The 15,188-nt window shown below is 69.9% G+C and carries 13 protein-coding genes; 9 read left to right on the forward strand and 4 right to left on the reverse strand.

From position 1 onward, the window contains the following. Positions 1-22 precede the first annotated feature (22 nt). Together AB0M46_RS27225 and AB0M46_RS27230 are read right to left on the reverse strand one after the other, a co-directional pair. Complete coding sequence (locus AB0M46_RS27225; protein WP_363340325.1) at positions 23-898, reverse strand: aminoglycoside phosphotransferase family protein; 876 nt, start codon at positions 896-898, stop codon at positions 23-25. Between the two features lie 119 nt (positions 899-1,017). Continuing rightward, entirely contained in the window at positions 1,018-1,875 is an 858-nt protein-coding gene (locus tag AB0M46_RS27230; protein ID WP_363340327.1) for an MBL fold metallo-hydrolase, read from the reverse strand. Positions 1,876-2,018: 143 nt separating this feature from the next. Between AB0M46_RS27230 and AB0M46_RS27235 the strand changes: the two genes are divergently transcribed. The 3 genes from AB0M46_RS27235 to AB0M46_RS27245 all read left to right on the forward strand — a co-directional run bounded on the left by AB0M46_RS27235 (position 2,019) and on the right by AB0M46_RS27245 (position 5,908). Then, positions 2,019-2,627, forward strand: a complete 609-nt coding sequence (locus AB0M46_RS27235) for a TetR/AcrR family transcriptional regulator (RefSeq protein WP_363340329.1) — start codon at positions 2,019-2,021, stop codon at positions 2,625-2,627. Positions 2,628-2,694: 67 nt separating this feature from the next. Continuing rightward, positions 2,695-4,410: an NAD-dependent malic enzyme gene (locus AB0M46_RS27240; protein ID WP_363340331.1), complete on the forward strand. Its 1,716-nt coding sequence runs from the start codon at positions 2,695-2,697 to the stop codon at positions 4,408-4,410. 4 nt (positions 4,411-4,414) lie between these two features. Next, on the forward strand, positions 4,415-5,908 hold the full coding sequence (locus AB0M46_RS27245; protein WP_363340333.1) for a class II fumarate hydratase: 1,494 nt from the start codon (positions 4,415-4,417) through the stop codon (positions 5,906-5,908). A gap of 70 nt (positions 5,909-5,978) precedes the next feature. On the opposite strand, the gene AB0M46_RS27250 is transcribed toward AB0M46_RS27245, so the two are convergent. Further along, complete coding sequence (locus tag AB0M46_RS27250) at positions 5,979-8,021, reverse strand: glycosyl hydrolase family 18 protein (RefSeq protein WP_363340335.1); 2,043 nt, start codon at positions 8,019-8,021, stop codon at positions 5,979-5,981. Between the two features lie 224 nt (positions 8,022-8,245). On the opposite strand from AB0M46_RS27250, the gene AB0M46_RS27255 reads away from it, so the two are divergent. The 3 genes from AB0M46_RS27255 (at position 8,246) to AB0M46_RS27265 (ending at position 12,433) form a co-directional block, all read left to right on the forward strand. Beyond that, complete coding sequence (locus tag AB0M46_RS27255; protein ID WP_363340337.1) at positions 8,246-9,514, forward strand: ROK family protein; 1,269 nt, start codon at positions 8,246-8,248, stop codon at positions 9,512-9,514. Between the two features lie 262 nt (positions 9,515-9,776). Continuing rightward, a complete protein-coding gene (locus tag AB0M46_RS27260; protein ID WP_363340339.1) occupies positions 9,777-11,339 on the forward strand; it encodes a glycosyl hydrolase family 18 protein in 1,563 nt (520 codons plus the stop codon). Positions 11,340-11,416: 77 nt separating this feature from the next. Further along, on the forward strand, positions 11,417-12,433 hold the full coding sequence (locus tag AB0M46_RS27265) for a DUF916 domain-containing protein (RefSeq protein ID WP_363340341.1): 1,017 nt from the start codon (positions 11,417-11,419) through the stop codon (positions 12,431-12,433). A 24-nt stretch (positions 12,434-12,457) separates the two neighbouring features. On the opposite strand, the gene AB0M46_RS27270 is transcribed toward AB0M46_RS27265, so the two are convergent. Next, positions 12,458-12,982: a GrpB family protein gene (locus AB0M46_RS27270; protein WP_363340342.1), complete on the reverse strand. Its 525-nt coding sequence runs from the start codon at positions 12,980-12,982 to the stop codon at positions 12,458-12,460. Positions 12,983-13,098: 116 nt separating this feature from the next. Between AB0M46_RS27270 and AB0M46_RS27275 the strand changes: the two genes are divergently transcribed. From AB0M46_RS27275 to AB0M46_RS27285, 3 genes are read left to right on the forward strand one after another with little or no spacing between them, the layout of a single operon-like run. Beyond that, positions 13,099-13,389 (forward strand): hypothetical protein, encoded by a 291-nt coding sequence (locus tag AB0M46_RS27275; protein ID WP_363340343.1) that lies wholly within the window; start codon positions 13,099-13,101, stop codon positions 13,387-13,389. Between the two features lie 52 nt (positions 13,390-13,441). Next, on the forward strand, positions 13,442-14,299 hold the full coding sequence (locus AB0M46_RS27280) for an alpha/beta hydrolase (protein WP_363340344.1): 858 nt from the start codon (positions 13,442-13,444) through the stop codon (positions 14,297-14,299). A 10-nt stretch (positions 14,300-14,309) separates the two neighbouring features. Next, a complete protein-coding gene (locus AB0M46_RS27285) occupies positions 14,310-15,167 on the forward strand; it encodes a PhzF family phenazine biosynthesis protein (RefSeq protein WP_363340346.1) in 858 nt (285 codons plus the stop codon). The last annotated feature ends 21 nt before the right edge of the window (positions 15,168-15,188 follow it).

Below are 15,188 nucleotides of genomic sequence, written 5' to 3' on the forward strand. Positions count from 1 at the left end.
CCCCGCGGTCGAGACGCCGGAGTCAGGCCGCCGCAGCGTCGGCGAGAACCTCGCCGATCACGTACCGCGCCTGCGCGGCCAGGGGCTTGTTCGTCTCGTGGTAGTAGGGCAGTTGCAGACATGCCTGCGACAGCGACCATGCGCGGCTACGCAACCAGGTTGCCTCGTCGATGTCGAGCTGCTCCCGGAAGGCGGGGCGGAGTCGGGCCGGCAGCAGATTCCAGGCGAGCCCGAGGTCGACGGCCGGGTCACCACGGCTGATCCCGGCGAAGTCGATCAGGCCGGCCAGCCGCCCGTCCCGCACCAGCAGGTTGCCAGGCGCGGTGTCGGCGTGGATCCAGGTCCCCGGAGGTTCGCAGGACGGCAGGGCGAAGGCCGCGTCCCAGACTGCCGTGACCGCGGCGGTGTCAACCATGCCCGCCATCTCGGAGATCGATTTTCGGGTCACCTCGTCCCGCGCGTCGAAACTGAAGCCGCGACGGTTGACCGGGCCGCCAGGGACGTCAAGGGCATGGAGGGCGTTGAGGCAGTCGGCGATGTTGCGCACGAGCGGCTCGGTGAGGTCTTCGGTGGTCGGGTTCACGCCATCGAGCCAGGTGTAGACGGACCAGCGCCAGGGATAGCCGTGCGCGGGCTCGCCCATGCCCAGCGGCACCGGGGTCGCCACCGGCAGCAGCGGGCCGATGACGGGTAGCCACGTCTGTTCGTGCTCGACCGAGTCCGCGGCCCAATCGATCCGGGGCAGGCGCACCACCATCGCATCGCCGAGCCTGAACATGGCATTGTCGGTGCCGGCTGAGGACGCATGCCTGACCGGAAGGTCCGCCCACTGGGGGAACTGCGCTGCGACCAGCCGCTCGACCAGGGCCTGGTCGATGGACAGTTCGTGTTCATGCATCTTCGTGGTCAACGGCAGTCCCCCGAACTCCGGTGAAGCCGCGACCCTACAGTCCTGCTCGACAAGGTCACCAGCGGATTTTCGGTACCGCGGCGGGGGCGGTCGTCAACGACGTTCGTTCACGCGCGGCGCGCAACTTCCGCCCGGGCGGAGATCCACAGGGTGTGCTGCTGGTCGCGCTCGCCGTGCAGTTCGAGCATGCCGTGGACGAGGTCCTCGACGGTGCCGCCGCGGTTCGCGACGGTGGTGAAGTCGCGGAGGTACTGCTGGCTCGCGGCAAGATGCTTCGGCAGGTCGGGTGCGTCGACGCTCTTGTGGCCGGCGACCACGATCTTCGGGTTCAGGGCGGCGACCGCGTCGATGCTGGCGATCCACGCCTCGCGCTTCGCGTCGTCGGCCTCGAACTGCATCATGTGGACGTTGTTGTAGACGACGTCGCCACCGACCACCGCGTCGGCCGACGGGACGTGGAAGATCGTCGAACCCTCGACGTCGCCCTGCCCGACGTGCATGATGTTGACGACCTGGCCGTCGACCAGGATCTCGTCGCTCGCGTAGGCCTCGGGAACGACCGCCGGCTCGGGGAGTTCGCCCGGGAAGCGCTTCGTCCAGTAGCCCGTCGTCTTGTTCATCTCGGCCTCCCATGCCGCGCGACGAGCGACCTCCGGAGCCGCGTAACCCTTCGCCTCGGGGAAGTGCTCGAGGAGCGGGCTGAGGCCGAGCCAGTGGTCCGAGTGCCCGTGGGTGATGTAGATGCCGGTGATCTTCTTGCCGAACTGCTTGGCCCACTCGGCGATCGCGTTCGCGTGGGTGAAGGTCAGCATGGCGTCGATGAGGATGCCCTCGGTCGGGCCGGAGATCAGGGTGCAGCTCATCGGTGCCCAGGTCGCGACTTCGCCCTCGCCGAGATTGTCGGGGCTGTTGTACGGGGCCATCGGGTAGACGAAGACGTCGATGGAAAGCGGTGCGGAGCCCATGTCGGTTCGCTCTCTGTTGGTGGTGAGAGGGGCTTGGGAGGGATCAGGACCTCCCAAGCGACAGTGATTCTATATGACGCTTGGCATACTCTATGCAACGTAGCATAGGAGTGCGACTGGCACTCGAGGAAGTAGGTCAACCGTTGGCGAGCGACGTCCGAAGCCGCATGGCGCACAGTGCGCTGTGGCTCATTGCCGAGCGGGGCATCCAGGGAACGGCCATCGCCGACGTCCTGGAGCGCAGTGGCGCGCCGCGCGGGTCGGTGTATTACCACTTCCCCGGCGGCAAGGACGAGATGGTTCTGGCCGCCATGGAGTACATGGCGACCGACGCCCGCGCTCCTTTGCGCGCGATGCGCGGGGCGGACGTGGGGACCGTCATCACTGGCTTCGTCGACCTGTGGCGGGGCGTCTTGCGCAAGAGCGACTACGCGGCCGGTTGTGCCGCCGCGGGAGTCACGGTCAGCGCTGAAACCGAGGAACTCCGCGCCGCCGCGCGAAAGGTCTTCGAGGTGTGGGTCGCCGACCTGACCGAGCTGTTCGTTGACGCCGGAGTCGAGAAAGCCAAAGCCGAGGATCTCGCCTGGATGCTCGAAGCCTCAACCGAAGGAGCGGTCATCTTCGCCCGATCCGAGCGAAGCATGCGCGCGCTCGACCTCGTCGAGAAGCAGCTCCTCGCGTTCGCGCAGACGCTGGAACGCGTGCCGACGGGTCACGACGCGCCGATGGTCGGGCGGCGGCCGGAGGCGTAATCGACCGGCAGAGGGTAGTGAAACCTGCGTTTGTTGAGCGTTGCCGAGATGAACCGGAGGCGTTTCGATGACCGTAGGGACGCGGGTCGCCGCGAAGCGAAGGTTCCGGTCCGAGGACGGCGCATACGTCACGACGGCACGTGGCGTAGAGGTGCTGGACACGCCGTTGCTGAACAAGGGCACGGCGTTCACGCGTGAGGAGCGGGCGGCGCTGGGCTTGGAGGGGCTGCTGCCGCCGACGGTGCAGTCGCTGGAGGACCAGGTGCGGCGGGTGTACGAGCAGTACCACCGCCAGCCGTCCGACCTGCACAAGAACGTCTTCCTGGCCATGTTGCAGGACAACGACGAGGTGCTGTTCTACCGGCTGTTGTCCGAACACCTGCGGGAGATGCTGCCGGTCGTCTACGACCCGACCGTGGGTGAGGCGATCAAGCGGTACAGCCACGAGTACCGCCGCCCGCGCGGGGTGTACCTGTCGGTCAACGAACCCGACCGGGTGGAGAAGGCGCTGGCCGACGCCGGGCTGGGCGCGGACGACGTGGACCTGATCGTCGCCTCCGACGCCGAGGAGATCCTGGGGATCGGCGACTGGGGTGCCGGTGGCATCGACATCGCGGTGGGCAAGCTGGCCGTTTACACCGCCGCGGCCGGAATCGACCCGGGCCGGGTGATTCCGGTCGCGCTCGATGTCGGTACCGACAACGAGGAACTGCTCAACGATTCGGACTATCTCGGCAACCGGCACGGCCGGGTGCGCGGGCAGCGCTACGACGAGTTCATCGACGCCTACGTACGGGCGGCGACCAAGCTGTTCCCGAAGGCGCTGCTGCACTGGGAGGACTTCGGGCCGAGCAACGGCCGGCGGATCCTGGAGCGCTACCGCGACCGGGTGTGCACGTTCAACGACGACATGCAGGGCACCGGCGCGATCGTGCTCGCCGCGGCACTGAGCGCGGTGCGGGTCACCGGCACCCGGATGCGGGACCAGCGGATCGTGATCTTCGGCTCCGGCACCGCCGGGGTGGGCATCGCCGACCAACTCCGCGACGCGATGGTCCGCGACGGTGCGGACCGGGCCGCGGCGACCCGGCAGATCTGGTGCATCGACAAGCAGGGCCTGCTCACCGACGACATGACCGACCTGCGTGACTACCAGGCCCCGTACGCCCGGCCCGCCGGCGAGGTCACCGCCTGGCGGCGAAACGGCGGCATCGGGCTCAAAGAGACCATCGCGAACAGCAAACCGACCATGCTGGTCGGCACCTCGACCGAGCACGGCGCGTTCACCGAAGACATCGTCAAGGAGATGGCCCGGCACGTGGACCGGCCCGTCATCTTCCCGCTGTCCAACCCGACCGAACGCATCGAGGCGATGCCGGACCAGCTCATCCCGTGGACCGACGGCCTCGGCCTGATCGCCACCGGGATCCCGGTCCCGCCGGTCACCTACCAAGGCGTCACCTACGGCATCGGGCAGGCGAACAACGCGCTGCTGTACCCCGGTCTCGGCCTCGGCGCCATCGTCGCCCGGGCGAAGCGGATCAGCGACGGGATGTTCGCGGCCGCCGCCGAAGCCGTCGCCGGCCTCGTGGACGTGAGCACGCCGGGCGCCTCGCTGCTGCCGCACGTGGAGAACCTCCGGACGGTGTCGGCCACCGTTGCCGTCGCGGTCGCCAAGCGGGCCGCCGACGAAGGCCTGGCCCGCACCGAGCTGACCGACCCGGTACAGCAAGTGCAGGACGCGGTGTGGCAGCCCGAGTACCGTCCGGTCAAGGCCGGGTGACGACATGGCCACCCGCAACCCGACCGGCGACCGACCCGCCGACCGAGGTGGGCCCGAGGTACGCGATGTACCGATCGGCATCGACGCCACCGGCACCCGCACCGAAACCGACTCGCTCGGCTCGGTCGCCGTCCCGGCCGACCACTACTGGGGCGCCCAGACCCAGCGGTCGCTGACGCACTTCGACATCGGTGATGATCGGATGCCCAAGGCCGTGTACCACGCCTACGGCTACGTCAAGAAGGCCGCCGCGATCGCCAACGCCCGCGCCGGACGGATGCCGCGGTGGAAGGCCGACCTGATCTCACGGGTGGCCGACGAGGTGATCGCCGGCCAGCTGGACAGCGAGTTCCCGCTGTACGTCTGGCAGACCGGCTCCGGAACCCAGTCCAACATGAACGTCAACGAGGTGATCTCCAACCGGGCGATCCAGCTCGTCGGCGGGCAGCTGGGAGCCAAGACCCCGGTGCACCCCAACGACGACGTCAACATGGGGCAGTCCTCCAACGACACGTTCCCCGCCGCCATGCACATCGCGGCCGTGACCGCGATCGAGGAGCACCTCCTGCCGGCACTCGGCCGGCTGCGCGACGCCACCGCGGTCAAGAGCCGCGACTGGGCGGACGTCGTCAAGATCGGCCGGACCCACCTGGAGGACGCCACCCCGCTCACCGTCGGGCAGGAGTGGTCCGGCTACGCCGCCCAACTCGAGGACGCCGCCGACCACCTCGCCTCGACCACGCGGGGCCTGTACCGGCTGGCGATGGGCGGCACCGCCGTCGGCACCGGCCTCAACGCCCCACCGGGCTTCGGCGAGGACACCGCCAAGGTGGTCGCGAAGCTGACCGGCCGCCCGTTTGTCACCGCACCCAACAAGTTCGCCGCCCAGGGATCGCTGGACCCGCTGGTCCGCGTGTCGGCCGCGCTGCGCGGGATCGCCACGGCACTGTTCAAGTTCGCCAACGACGTCCGCTGGCTCGGCTCCGGACCGCGCGCCGGCCTGCACGAGCTGATTCTGCCGGCCAACGAGCCCGGCTCTTCGATCATGCCCGGCAAGGTCAACCCGACCCAGGCCGAAGCGATGCTCATGGTGTGCGTTCAGGTGCTCGGGTCGGACACCGCCGTGGCCATCGGCGGCAACGAGGGCAACTTCGAACTCAACGCCTTCCGCCCCGTCATCATCAACAACGTCCTGCACTCGACCCGCATCCTCGCCGACGCCACCGACCACTTCCGCGAGTTCCTCGTCGAAGGCGTCCGGCTCAACCGCGACCAACTGCGGCACAACGTGGAACGCTCGGTCATGATGGTCACCGCCCTGTCGCCGGTCATCGGCTACGACAAGGCATCCGAGATCGCACACCTCGCCATCGATGACGATCTGCCCCTCAAGGAGGCGGCCCTGCGGCGTGGCGTCAGCGACGAGATGTACGAGCGGATCGTCGTGCCCGAGCGCCTGACCCACGCGGGCGCGGCCGACATCGCGTCGAACAGGTGAGCACCCGCCGTCAGACGGCGAGAGGTGGGATGCGGCGGCAGCCGCATCCCACCTCAGCGTGCGGGTAAAACTAGATCAGCGTGACCGTCAGGACCGCGGTGTAGGAGCCGACCGCGGTGTCGAACGGAACGCCGAGGTTCAGGGCGCCGCCGCAGGTGAACCGGCCGGTGCTGGCGCCCACGTTGGACGAGCACAGCGTGTGCGCCACCGAGAGGCCCTTGCCCGGGACCAGTGCCGGGCCGGCGGCCACGGTCGCGGTGGTCGTGGTGCTGTGCTCGAGGTTCAGCGAGCCCGGCACGACCGCCGCGGTCGGGGCCCAGGCGAGGTTGGCGGCCGGGATGGTCGCCGTGCCGGCAGTGCGGAAGTCGCTCACCTGGCCGGTGAGGCTCCACCCGGCGTTGTTACCCCGCGGGTCCACGACGGTGATCGACTTGAGGGCACCCGAGACGAGCTGGTCCTGACCGTTGAGCTGGACCTTGCCCAGGTCGATGGGCGCGTTGTCCGCCACGCTCAGGCTCAGCGCGCCGCCGGTGACCTCGGTGACGATCGTCTGCTGGCCCGGGTCGACGCTGCCCACGTTGGCCACGGCGTTGACCATGCGGCTGTTGATCGGGTCAGGGTCGATGGTGGCGACCGTCAGCGTGTAGGAGCCCGCCTTGGCGTACGTGTGGGTGCCGGTGACCGAGAAGGTCCCGTTGCCCTGCGGCACCACGACCGCCGCGCTGTGCGTGTTGTCGCCCCAGTTGATCTCGGCGGTGAGGGACGCGGCCGAGCTACCGGTGACCCGGGCGACCTCGCCGCTGAACGTGGTGCCCTGGCCGGCCATGATGGAGGCGCCCTTGACGGTCGGGGCCGGCGCGGCCACGACCTTCTCCGGCTCGAAGGGCAGCGCGATGGCGCGCAGCTGGCTGCCCTGCGCGTCGCCGTTCAGCTCCCAGGTGAACATGCCGTTGAGGCCGTTGTCCTTCGCGTACTGCGCCCGGATGCCGAGCGACTGCGCGTTCTCCTGGCTGCAGAAGCGCTTCTGCGCCGGGTCCCACACGTACGGCGACAGCGCGTACGGGTCCCAGTTGACCAGGGCGGTGGTGCCCGGCTTGAGCGCGTTCGCCATCGTGGCCGTGCCGCAGCCGGTGGCCGTCCAGTTCCGGAAGAGGCCGTTGTTCACGTCGTCGACGGTCTGGAAGCCGCGGCTGAGCGTGAACTCCGCGCCCAGGGTGAGCTTGTTGGCCGGCACGCCCTGCGCCCGGTAGAGCTTCACCGCCGCGTCGATGCTGTTGTAGGGGTCGCCGGTGGTGTCCAGCGGGTGCTTGTACAGCGGCTGGTTGAACATGGAGATCGGCGAGTAGCCGGTGCCCATGTCGTAGGTCATGATGTTGATGGTGTCGAGCGTCCGGCCCAGGGTCGCCAGGTCGAAGCTCTTCAGCACGTCGTACGGCGCGCCGTGGACGTTGTCGCCGGAGTCCTGCCAGCGGCCGGCCGGAAGCGCGGCGGTGACGAGGAAGTCGCGGCGGTTCTTGCCCTGCGCGTCCGCGTAGGCGTTGAGCTGGGTGCGGAACTCGTCGACCAGGAGGTTCATGTTCTCCCGGTCCTCGGCGCGGTAGCCGATGTTGTTCAGGCCACCGCTGACCGGGAACTCCCAGTCGAGGTCGATGCCGTCGGTCACCCCGTTGGCGATGAAGGCGTCGATGCACGAGGCGACGAGCGTCTTGCGGCTGGCGTCGGTGGCGGCCGCGTCGGAGAAGCCGCGGGCGCCCCAGCCGCCGAGCGAGCGGATCACCTTGAGGCTCGGCTGCTTCTGCCGCTGAGCCTTCACGGCGTCGATGCCGGCCTGGGAGGCGGTGGTGCACTTGCCGTTGTTGATGGTGGAGAACGCCCAGTAGAAGTGGGTCACGAGCTCCATCTTGATGGAGCTGAAGTTCGGCGTGCCCTGCAGCAGGTACCCGCCCACCATCGGGGTGGTCGGCGCCGGCACCGTCTCGCCGGAGGCGGCAGGCTCCGCGACGGCGGAGCCCGCCGAGGTGATCACGGTGCCAGCCGCTAACAGGCCGACCAGGCCGGCGCGGGCCAGCTTGCCCATCCGCAGGCCGGGGCGGCGAGCGCTGGGGAGTTTCATACTCTTCCCTCCTGCGACCCAAAGGATCGCGGCGGTGAATTGGGGGTGGTGGAAGAAAAACGAAACGTTCTTTCTTATTCCTACGGCACGCCCATGATCGCGTCAAGGGGCGGGAGAGCACCGGCCTGGGGCGCACCGCCACCGGTCCGTCTGCGACCATGCCGGCGTTGAACGTTCCGGGTATCGTCAATTCCGGACATACATACGGAAGGCAGGCTGGGCTGGTGGCTGACATACCCGCCGGTACCGCGGTGCTGCGGCAGTTCAACACCTCACTGGTGCTCGCCGCGGTGCGCCAGGCACGGCGCCCGCTGCGCATCAGCGAGATAATTAGCGTCACTCGACTAACCCGGCCGACGGTCGCGCAGGCCATCGAAGAACTCAAGACGGGTGGCCTCGTCGTCGAGTCCACGGACAGCCCGGACGGGGTCCGCCAGGGCCGGCCGGCCGCCGTCTTCGAGCTACGCCCGGGTGTCGATCCCGTCCTCGGCATCGATGTCGGGCCACACGCCGTGAAGGCCCGGGTGAGCGACCTGGGCGGCAACATGCTCGCCGAATCGGCCCGGGCGGTGTCCGGGCCTCACGACGCGGTGGCAGTGCTGGCCGGGGTACGCCGGGTCATCGACACCTGTCTGCGCGACGCGAATCTTGACAGCGCGCAGATCGCCGACGTGGTCATCGGTTCACCGGGAGTGGTGGATCCCGTCGCCGGACGGCTGCGGCTCGCCCCGAGCATGCGGGGATGGGAGACCTTCAACATCACAAGCCACCTGGAGAAGGAGTTCCGCTGCCGGGTCCACCTCGAGAACGACGCCAACCTGGCGGCCGTGGCGGCGGCGAGCCGGCTGCCCGGCCGCACGATCATCGCGATCCAGTGGGGTGCGCGGCTCGGCGCGGGCATCGTGATCAACGGAACGCTCCATCGCGGCAAGGACAACGCCGCCGGTGAGGTCGGTCTGATCAGCTTCGACGACGCCGACAACCTGGCCTTCGACCGGGATGGCAGTGGTCCGCTGGAGGCCCAGATCGGCAGCACGGGAATGATCAACCTGGCCCGTGACGAGTTCTCCGGCGTATCCACCACGCGGCTGCGCTCGGACCGCGAGCTCGCCGCGATGGACGTGTTCAGCGCGGCGGCCGACGGCGACGAGCGGGCCATCGCCGTGCTGGACCGCGCCACGCGCATCCTCGCCCGCGCCCTCAGCCCGGTCATGCTCGCGCTCAACCCCGACGTCCTCGTCATCAGCGGCGGCATCGCGCATGCCGGCGATGTCCTGTTGCAGCACCTCAGGCGGCACCTGCAGGCCCGGACGTACTGGGTGCCCGAGCTGGAGTTGTCGGAGTACGCGGAGCACACCGTGGTCATCGGCAGCGTGGAGCTGGCCCGGCAGCACACCTGGGATCGGCGCCTGGCCGCCGCCAAGCAGAAGCTGGAGCTGTCCGAGTACTCCGAACGCACGGCGGCCAACAGCAGCGCGGACCTCGCCTGGTAACGCGCAGCGCCCAATTCACAGCGATCTTGACGAAACTGGCCGCGTCCACAGCGAACGCGGCCAGTTTTTCATAGTTGCGTCTCAAGACCGAGGCCGGTGGAGGCCGGCGGCAAATCCCCTGCCCGCAGTGGGTGCTGGGGTCAGCCGAAGGTCCGGCGCCGCATGTCCAATCGAACGCTTGCTCTGGACGGCCGGGCGCTTGTGCGCTAAGTTCTCGACCCAATAGAAAGGAAGCTTTCGAATAACGGAGAGTAGCCTAGCTATGAAGACACCCCTGACACGACGGTTACGCGCGCTCGGCGTGGTCACCCTGCTCGCCTGCACGATCGGCGCCGCGGCCACGGCGGTGCCGGCCCAGGCGGCGGCGACGGCGCCGGGCACACCGATCCCCCCGCACGTGTTCGCCCCGTACTTCTTCAGCAACTCCGACACGCTGTTCCAGGCCAGCCAGGATTCCGGCGCCAAGTACCTGACCCTGGCCTTCCTGCAGACCCTGAAGCACGGGGACTGCACGGTCTACTGGAACGGCCGCGCCGACATGCCGGTCGGCCCGACCTACGCCGCCGGCATCGCGGCCATCCGCGCCGCCGGCGGCGACGTCTATCCCTCCTTCGGCGGAGCCGCCGCCACCTCCGGCTCGCTCACCGAACTGGCCGACAGCTGCCAGGACGTCAACGCGATCGCGGACGAGTTCAAGCGCGTCATCACCGCGTACAACTTCACCCGCATCGACCTGGACATCGAAGAAGAGTCGCTGGCCAACCCCGTCAACTGGCCGGGCATCGACCGGCGTAACAAGGCCATCAAGATCGTTCAGGACTGGGCGAGGGACACCGGCCGCACGGTCGAGTTCGTGTACACCCAGCCGACCTTCACCGACGGCCTGAACAACGGCAGCAGGTTCCTGCTGCAGAACGCGGTCAACAACGGCGCCCGCATCGACGCCGTACACCTCATGACCTTCAACTTCTACGACGACGTCTCGGAAGCGTGCAAGGCGAAGACCGGCCCCGCGCACGACATGGCCGCGGAAACGTTCAAGGCCGCCGCGGCGACCTACGACATCCTCCACGGGCTCTATCCGCAGAAGACCCCGGCCCAGCTGTGGGGCATGATCGGCATCATCGCGATGCCGGGCCCGTCCGACTTCGGTGAATGCGAGACCTTCACCACCCAGGACGCCGTGAAGGTCCTCAACTGGGCCATCCAGAAGAACATCCACGGGCTGTCGTTCTGGTCGCTGCAACGGGATCAACGGGCTTCGACCCGGACGTACAACTGGAAGCCGTACCAGTTCGCACAGACCTTCGCGCCGTTCACGCATGGCGACAGCTCGGCCCAGACGGCCATCACGGCCACGGTGACGGGTGGCCCACTCAGCCTCTCCGTCGGCAACATGTCGCCGGTGGCGCTTCCGCCCATCGCGCTCAACGGCCAGGACCAGGTGGCCTCGGGTCCCCTGGGCCACGTCACGGTGGTCGACTCACGGGGCACCAACGCCGGTTGGAGCCTGACCGGGCAGGTCAGCGACTTCCGGTCACCGGCGGGCAACCTGACCATCGCCGCGGCGAACCTCGGCTGGGCGCCGACCGCCGGCCTCGTGCCGGGTGGCATGAGCCTGGTCCGCACCACCAGCGACTCGGTGGTCACGGCAGGGCAGGCGAAGGCACCCGGCTCGGGCCTGTCCACACCGCAGACGCTGTGCGCGTCGGCGGCCGGTGCGAGCACCGGGACGTTCGACTGCGGGGCCACCCTGAACCTGGGCGTGCCCTACAACGCGGCGCTGGGAACCTACACCGGCGTGCTTACCCTGACACTCGTCTGACCCAATGATCCGCCCGCCGGGCGTCAGGGTGGTGCCCACCACCCTGACGCCCGGCGGCATGCACAACAGGAGCGACCGTGACCGAGCTTGCCCGTCCCCGCATCCGATCCGGCCGTGCGATGGTCGCGGTCGGCCTCCTTCTGGCCCTGTCCAACGTGTGGCCCGCCATACCGGCCGCGGCCGCACCCACGCAGGACGCCATTCAATGGGCCGTCGGTCCCGCCCCCTCCGCCAGTGGCGAGGTCCGCTCCACCATCGACTACACCCTCCCGCCGGAAACCGAGATCACCGACCGGGTCGCCATCAGCAACCTCGGCAACGAGGAACTGACCCTGGCCGTCTACGCCACCGACGCGTTCACCACCCCTGAGGGCAGTTTCACGCTGCTGACGGCCGACCAGCGCCCCGTCGACCTGGGCAGCTGGATCAAATTCGACTCGCCCACCGTCACCATCGCCCCGGGCACCACGGTCCAAGTGCCGTTCCGCATGGCGCTGCCCAAGGACGCCACGCCCGGAGATCACGCGGCCGGCATCGTCGCCAGCCGCAAGGTTCCCGGCTCGGCCGACGGCACCACCCGCCTTGCCGTCGACCAGCGCGTGGGCACGCGCGTCTACGTGCGCGTCAACGGTGCGCTGAACCCCGCCCTGTCCATCACCAAGCTGTCGGTCGACTACGGCGCGGCCGTGTACCCGTTCCGCAACCGCGACGCCACGGTCACGTACACCGTGCACAACGGCGGCAACATCCGGCTCGGCGGCACCGGCACCGTCTCGTTGCTCGCCCCGTTCGGGGCTCGAATGGCGAAGTCCCAGCCGCTGGCGATTCCGCCGCTGCTGCCCAACGAATCGTTCACGGCCACCGTCACGATCGGCGGCGCGCTCCCGGCCGGCCGGGTAACGGCCCGGATGGACCTCGACGGGGTGAACCCGCCCGGCGTGGTACCGCTGGACACCCCGCACCAGCGCCAGAGCGCCACGACGTGGGCGGTGCCGTGGCTGCTCGCCGCCGTCGTGGTCGTCATCCTGCTGGCCTGGCCCGGTCGCCGCATGCTCCGCACCGGGTACTCGAGGCTCCTTCGCCGCAACCGCTGACGGCCGCGCGGCCACCGGCAAGGGCTACTCCTCCCAGACGTCGACCGGCTGCAGGCCGCGGGCGGCGCGGGCCTCGTCGACCATGCGCTGGATGAGTGCGGTCTTGCCGCGGGTGTACTCCAGGCCGTCCCCGGTCGTGCCGGCCAGCTCGTGCTTCAGGCGGGCGTAGGCGTCGCGGTCCGCCGGGGTGGCCAGCAGGTGGTCGCGCAACAGCCGCTCATTGCGGGTCGCCCACGTCGGCGCGGGGACCACGTGCAGGTGGTAGGCGACGGGGGTGCCCTCGCGGCGGTAGAAGAGGCGCTCGGGCATGCCGGTCTCGATCCGGGCGTACCCCATGGAGCCCAGCACGTCCTCGTGGTGCGCCACGGCGTCGAGGTCGTCCGCCGCCGCCATCAGGTCGATGACCGGCTTGGCGGCCAGGCCGGGGACGGCGGTGCTGCCGACGTGCTCCACGTCCGCGATCCGGCCGGCCAGCGCGGCCCGCAACTCGCCGATCTCCCGCGCGGCGAGGGCGGGCCAGGCGGAGTCGTACTCAAGGATCTCGATCATGCCGCCAGTATGCCGGTGAGCGGAGATCCCTGAGGGGCAGGTCCTCGTCCCCGAGGACCCGCGAGGCCTTCGCCAGGGACCGCTGCGGCACCGGTTGACGCGTTACCCTGCCGATCGTGATCGATGCGAAGTTTTCCGTGCGGCAGAGTGTGGTGGTCGTCGTCGCGCTGGCGGCGGTGGCGGGGATCGCGGTCTTCTGGACCTCGCGCAGCGACGCCCGGGCCGCCCACGACCAGTGCTCGGCCGCGGCCGGCGACCACATTGCCGGGCCGGTCGCCATCGCCTCCACCGAACGCCCGGACGACGACACCTTCCTGGTCCACGGCACGGCCGGCGGCCGGTCCTTCGTCTGCCGGGTCGTGCGCGAGCCGCTGAGCCACCAATGGGAGGTGTCCAGCGTCGGGTGATCCGCTAAACTGCTAACATCGTTCGCAGTTACGGGACCCGATGGGAGCAGTCATGAGCGAAGCAGTCGAGCGCATCCCGGCCCCCGACGGCGCGACGATCGCGCTGCACACGTTCGGCGCCGGCCCCGGCATCGTCGTGGTGCACGGCGGCGGCGTCACCATCGACATCTACAAGCGGCTGGCCGGCAGGCTCGCCGACCGGTTCGCCGTGCACCTCTACAACCGGCGGGGGCGCGGGGACGCCGGCCCCCGCCGCGAGCCCTACACGTTCGAGCAGGACCTCGCCGACCTCGGCGCGATCCTCGAGCACACCGGCGCGCGCAACGTCATCGGCCACAGCTCCGGCGGCTACCTCGCGCTGGACGCCGCCCGGCGCGGCCTTCCGATCGAGCGGCTGGCGGTCTATGACGCCGCGGTCAGCGTCGCCGGCGGGTTCCCGGCGCAGTGGCTGGACGCCGCGCGGGAGGCCGCGGCCCGGGGCGAGGTCGCCCTGGCCATGGCCCTCACCGGGGGCGGCCTCAACACGCAGTCGGCGACGTCCCGGCTGCCGCTCGGGGTGCAGGTGGCGATCTGTCGCGCTTTCCTGCGCACCTCGATCGGCCGGACGATGGGCGACCTGCTGGGGATGACCCTGGACGAGTCCCAGCAGGTCCGGCTGCACGACGCACCGGCCGAGGCGTGGTCCGGCATCACGGCCGAGGTGCTGCTGGCGTATGGCGCGGGCGGTCCGCCGTACTATGTCGGCCTCAACAACGCCTTGGCGGGGGCCATCCCGCGCGCGCGGGTGCTCGCCGTCCAGCGCAGCGGCCACGACGGGCTCAACCGGGCCCCGGCGCGGATCGTGGAGCCGCTGGCCGGGTTCTTCGCCTACTCGATCGAGCAGTACCGGGAGGTCCGGCCGCAGGCCTAGCCTGGCGCCCGTGTACGGCTACGTGATCGCCGACGTCTTCACCGATACGGCCCTCGAGGGCAACCCGCTCGCGGTCGTCCCCGACGCCACCGGCCTGTCCTCCGCATGCATGCAGCGCATCGCGCGCGAGATGAACCTGTCCGAGACCACCTTCGTCCTGCCACCCACGGCCGGTGGCGACGTGCGGGTGCGGATCTTCACCCCGGTCGGCGAGCTGCCGTTCGCCGGCCACCCCACCTTCGGCACCGCCGCGGTGCTCGCCACCACCCGCCACCCGGGCGTGCGCGGCCGCGAGCTGCGCATGGAGACCGGCATGGGCGTGGTGCCGTTCGAGTTCGCCGGCCCGCCGGGCGGTCGCGTGACGACCGCCCGGATGCTCCAGCCGATCCCGGTGTGGCAGCCTTACGACCGGCCCGCGGAGCTGCTGGACGCCCTCGGGCTGTCCTCGTCGACGCTTCCGGTCGAGGTGTACCGCAACGGCCCCCGCCACGCCTTCGTCGGCCTCCCCACCGTGGCCGACCTGTCCGCCCTTCGGGTCGACCACTACGCCCTGGCCGCGCATCTCGATGTCGCGGCAAACTGCTTCGCCCCGACCGGCGACCCGCTGGTGTGGCGGGCCCGGATGTTCTCGCCGGCCTACGGCGTGGTCGAGGACGCCGGCACCGGCTCCGCGGCCGGCCCGCTCGCCCTGCACCTGGGCCGCCACGGTCGCATCCCGCAGGGCGCCACCATCACCGTCCACCAGGGCGTGGAGATGGGCCGCCCGTCGAAGATCCGCGCCACCGCCACCGTCGTCAACGGCGCGGTCGAAAGGGTCGAGATCTCCGGCAGCGCCGTGGTCGTCGCCGACGGCCGCCTGCACATCTGAGTGCGTTCGCCAACCGCCGGC

This window comes from Dactylosporangium sp. NPDC051485 (genome assembly GCF_040682015.1).
Taxonomy (GTDB): domain Bacteria; phylum Actinomycetota; class Actinomycetes; order Mycobacteriales; family Micromonosporaceae; genus Dactylosporangium.